General features: G+C 66.0%; 2 protein-coding genes and 2 pseudogenes. All 4 read left to right on the forward strand.

Features of this window, described 5'->3' with window-relative positions:
• Positions 1-184: 184 nt before the first annotated feature.
• A pseudogene (locus AUC71_RS03890) lies at positions 185-2,462 on the forward strand (UvrD-helicase domain-containing protein).
• 9 nt (positions 2,463-2,471) lie between these two features.
• Positions 2,472-2,972: a gamma-glutamylcyclotransferase gene (locus tag AUC71_RS03895; protein WP_069623211.1), complete on the forward strand. Its 501-nt coding sequence runs from the start codon at positions 2,472-2,474 to the stop codon at positions 2,970-2,972.
• A gap of 134 nt (positions 2,973-3,106) precedes the next feature.
• The gene (locus AUC71_RS03900) at positions 3,107-3,391 is read left to right on the forward strand and encodes a hypothetical protein (RefSeq protein ID WP_141701434.1); all 285 of its coding nucleotides are present in this window, start codon (positions 3,107-3,109) and stop codon (positions 3,389-3,391) included.
• A 67-nt stretch (positions 3,392-3,458) separates the two neighbouring features.
• Positions 3,459-3,779, forward strand: a pseudogene (locus tag AUC71_RS03905) (50S ribosomal protein L11 methyltransferase); the annotation flags it as partial.

The raw sequence follows: 3,779 nt of genomic DNA on the forward strand, positions 1-3,779 counted from the left end.
CGGCATATTGGGCGGCGTCATGCTCAGGACGAGCCTCGAGGATCGGTCGGTGCGGCGCGCGGTCCCGCCAGCCTTTCTTTCGCCTGGCCCGCGGGTGCTATAGTTCTGCTTCATGGCCAAGATTCGCGCAACCGCCGCCGAGGCCCTCCCCCTGGAGGACGAGCCTAACCCTGCCTCCGACGAGATGCTGCCGATCTCGCAACGGGCCATGCGGCGGCGCCCCGACACCTATCTCGATGCTTTGAACGAAGAGCAGCGCGAGGCGGTGGAGACCTTGGAGGGGCCGCTGCTGGTGCTGGCGGGCGCGGGACCGGCAAGACCCGCGTGCTCACCACGCGCATTGGACATCTGCTCAGCCTGGGACGGGCGCGGCCCTCGCAGATCCTCGCCGTGACCTTCACCAACAAGGCGGCGCGCGAGATGAAAAGCCGCGTCGGTCAGCTGATCGGCGGCGTGGTCGAAGGCATGCCGTGGCTCGGCACGTTCCACGCTATCGGCGTCAAAATCATGCGCCGGCACGCGGAGCTCGTCGATCTCAAACCGTCCTTCACGGTGCTCGACACCGACGACCAGATCCGGCTGATCAAGCAATTGCTCGAAGCGGAGAACATCGACGAGAAGCGCTGGCCGGCGCGCCTGCTCGCGGCAATGATAGACGGCTGGAAGAACCGCGGACTTGTGCCCAAGCGCGTGCCCGACGGCGAGAGCTTCGGCTTCGCCAACGGCAAGGGACGCGATCTCTATGCGCTCTACCAGCGCCGCCTGAAGGAGCTGAACGCCGCCGATTTCGGCGACCTCTTGCTGGAGAACTTGCGGCTGTTCCAAGAGCATCAGGACGTGCTCGAAAAATATCAGCAGCGCTTCCACTACATGCTGGTGGACGAGTACCAGGACTCAAACGTCGCGCAGTATCTGTGGCTGCGGCTTCTGGCGCAGGGCAACAACAACATTTGCTGCGTCGGCGACGACGACCAGTCGATCTATGGCTGGCGCGGGGCGGAGGTGGACAACATTCTGCGCTTCGAGCAGGACTTCCCCGGCGCCAAGGTCATTCGCTTGGAGCGCAACTACCGCTCGACCGCGCATATCCTCGGGGCAGCCTCCGGACTCATCGCGCACAACCAAGGGCGCCTCGGCAAGACGCTCCGTACCGACGGCGATGACGGCGACAAGGTCGTGGTCGAAGGCTGCTGGGACGACGAGGAAGAAGCGCGCGTTATCGGCGAGGACATCGAGCAGCTCCAGCGCCAGGGCCATACGCTGAACGAGATCGCCATTCTGGTGCGCGCCTCGTTCCAGATGCGCGCCTTCGAGGACCGCTTCATCACGCTCGGCCTCGACTACCGCGTGATCGGCGGCCCGCGCTTCTACGAGCGCCAGGAAATCCGCGACGCCACCGCCTATTTCGAGGTGACGCTGAATCCGGCCAACGACCTGAAATTCGAGCGCATTGTCAACGTGCCGCGCCGGGGCTTGGGCGAGGCCACGCTCAAAGCGCTGCACCAGCTCGCGCGGGCCAGCGGCGTGCCCCTGATGCAGGCCGCGCGGCTGATCGTCGAAACCGAGGAGCTCAAGCCGAAACCGCGCAAGGCGCTGGCCGACTTGATCGCCGCCTTCGACCGCTGGCGCTCGCTGGTCGACGGGATGCGGCATACGGAGCTGGCCGAGCTGATCCTCGATGAGTCCGGTTATACGGGCATGTGGCAGGCGGACCGCTCGCAGCAGGCGCAAGGGCGGCTGGAAACCTGAAAGAGCTGATCCGCTTCATGGACGAGTTCGATACGCTCGCCGGCTTCATGGAGCACGTGTCGCTGGTGATGGACGCCGCGACCGAGGAAGGCACCGACCGGGTCAACCTGATGACGCTCCATTCGGCCAAGGGGCTCGAGTTCGACACCGTGTTCCTGCCCGGCTGGGACGAAGGGCTGCTGCCCCATCAGCGCAGCCTCGACGAGGCGGGACGCTCGGGGCTCGAGGAAGAGCGGCGGCTGGCCCATGTCGGACTGACGCGGGCGCGCAAGACCGCCAAGATCACCTTCGCCCAGAACCGGCGCAATTACGGCATGTGGCAGACGGCGGTGCCGTCGCGCTTCATCGACGAGTTGCCGAACGAGCATGTCGAGGTCGCCGAGGACAAGGGGACGCGCGGCTACGGACCGAGCCGGTTCGATACGGCGGAGACTCTCTTCGCGAGCGGCTTCTACGACACGCCGGGCTGGCAGCGGGCGCAGCGCAATCGCCAGCGCGGCAACGCCGGTCCACGCCGCGAGCCCTTGACCATCGACGGCACGCTGGTCGCCGCGAGCACGGCGGAAGGCTCGGGCGTCGACGTGGGCGAGCGCATCTTCCACCAGAAGTTCGGCTACGGCCGCGTGGCCTCGATCGACGGCAACAAGCTCACCGTCGATTTCGAGAAGGCCGGGCGCAAGAAGGTGGTCGATACGTTCGTCGAGCGGGTGTGACGATCGCCGATGTGGCTGTTCGGCTACGGCTCTCTGATGTGGGACGGCTGGGAGACGGCATACGGTTGTCTTAGGCGCATGCCGGCCGACCTCGAAGGCCACAGCCGCATCTTCAACAAGAAATCGCTGGAACGCTGGGGGACGACGGAATGCCCCGGGCTGACGCTGAACCTGAAACGGACGGGAACGTGTCGCGGCGTCGCCTTCGCGTTCGAGGACGGGGCGCGCAGCGACATCGAGGAGTATCTCTGCGCGCGGGAGATTTGTGCGGCGACGGAAGTCCCCATCACGCTGCCCGAGGGGACCGTCGGGGCGCTCACCTACATCTATGACGGGCCGCGTCTGATCGAGGACGGGCTGACGCTCGAAGAGCGCGCGGGCATGATCCTGGCGGCGGAGGGCGTGGCCGGTTCGAGCTACGACTACATCAAAAGCGTGCGCGCCCATTTGGCGGAACTGGGCGTCGCGGATCCTGAAATTGAGGCACTCTGGGAGGCCGTGGAAGCCTAAAGAGCGCGCAATAGCGCTATCCCGGCGCACGCCGTTTTTGCGGGCACGCCAAGCCCGAGGTCTGGATTCGGCTTTCTTTTTGAGAACAAATAGGGTACATTGGTCCCGTTCTGTTCTCAGAGGGAGTGTTGATCATGCGTCTCATCGTTACGGCTGTTTTCGTCGTCATGTCGTTCATCCCCTACGGGATGGTCCATGTTTCCGCCCAGGCGGCCCCCATTGGCTGCAGCTGCAAGGGCTGCGGCTGCAAGGGCGGCCCGGGCTGGCGCGGGCCGAAAGGCACCTGCGTGGCCGAGGCCAAGCTCGCCTCGGTCTGCGGTTCGCCGGCGGGTGCGCCGTGCATTCAAGAGGCCGCCACGCAGGTGTGCTTCGCCACGCCGGCCGTCGCGGCAGCCGAGGATCGCACCGAGACGCAATAAGCGTCTCTCGAGGTGCGCAGCGAAGCTTCTTGGCGGACCAAGGCCCCCTCCTCTAAGTTTCCGCACCATGGAAACGGGTCCCCAAGAAGCTTCGTCCACCTACCGCGCGACCGTCGAGGCGGAGCCCCGGGCTGCCGGCCGGATCGCGCGGGCGCTCGACGAGACGGAAGACCCGCAAGCGCTGTCGGTGAGCTATTTCGATTTGGGCAATGGGCGATTCGAAGTCTCCGCGCTGTACGCCGAGCGGCCGGACGAGGCTGCGCTGAACACGCTGATCGGCAAGGCGGCGGAGGGCGATGCGGTCACGCCGCTCAGCGTCGAAGACATGCCGGACGCCGATTGGGTGACCGTGTCGCAAGGGCAGCGTCAGCCGGTGCGCGCCGGCCGC

Source organism: Methyloceanibacter marginalis (assembly GCF_001723295.1).
GTDB classification, from domain to species: Bacteria; Pseudomonadota; Alphaproteobacteria; order Rhizobiales; family Methyloligellaceae; genus Methyloceanibacter; species Methyloceanibacter marginalis.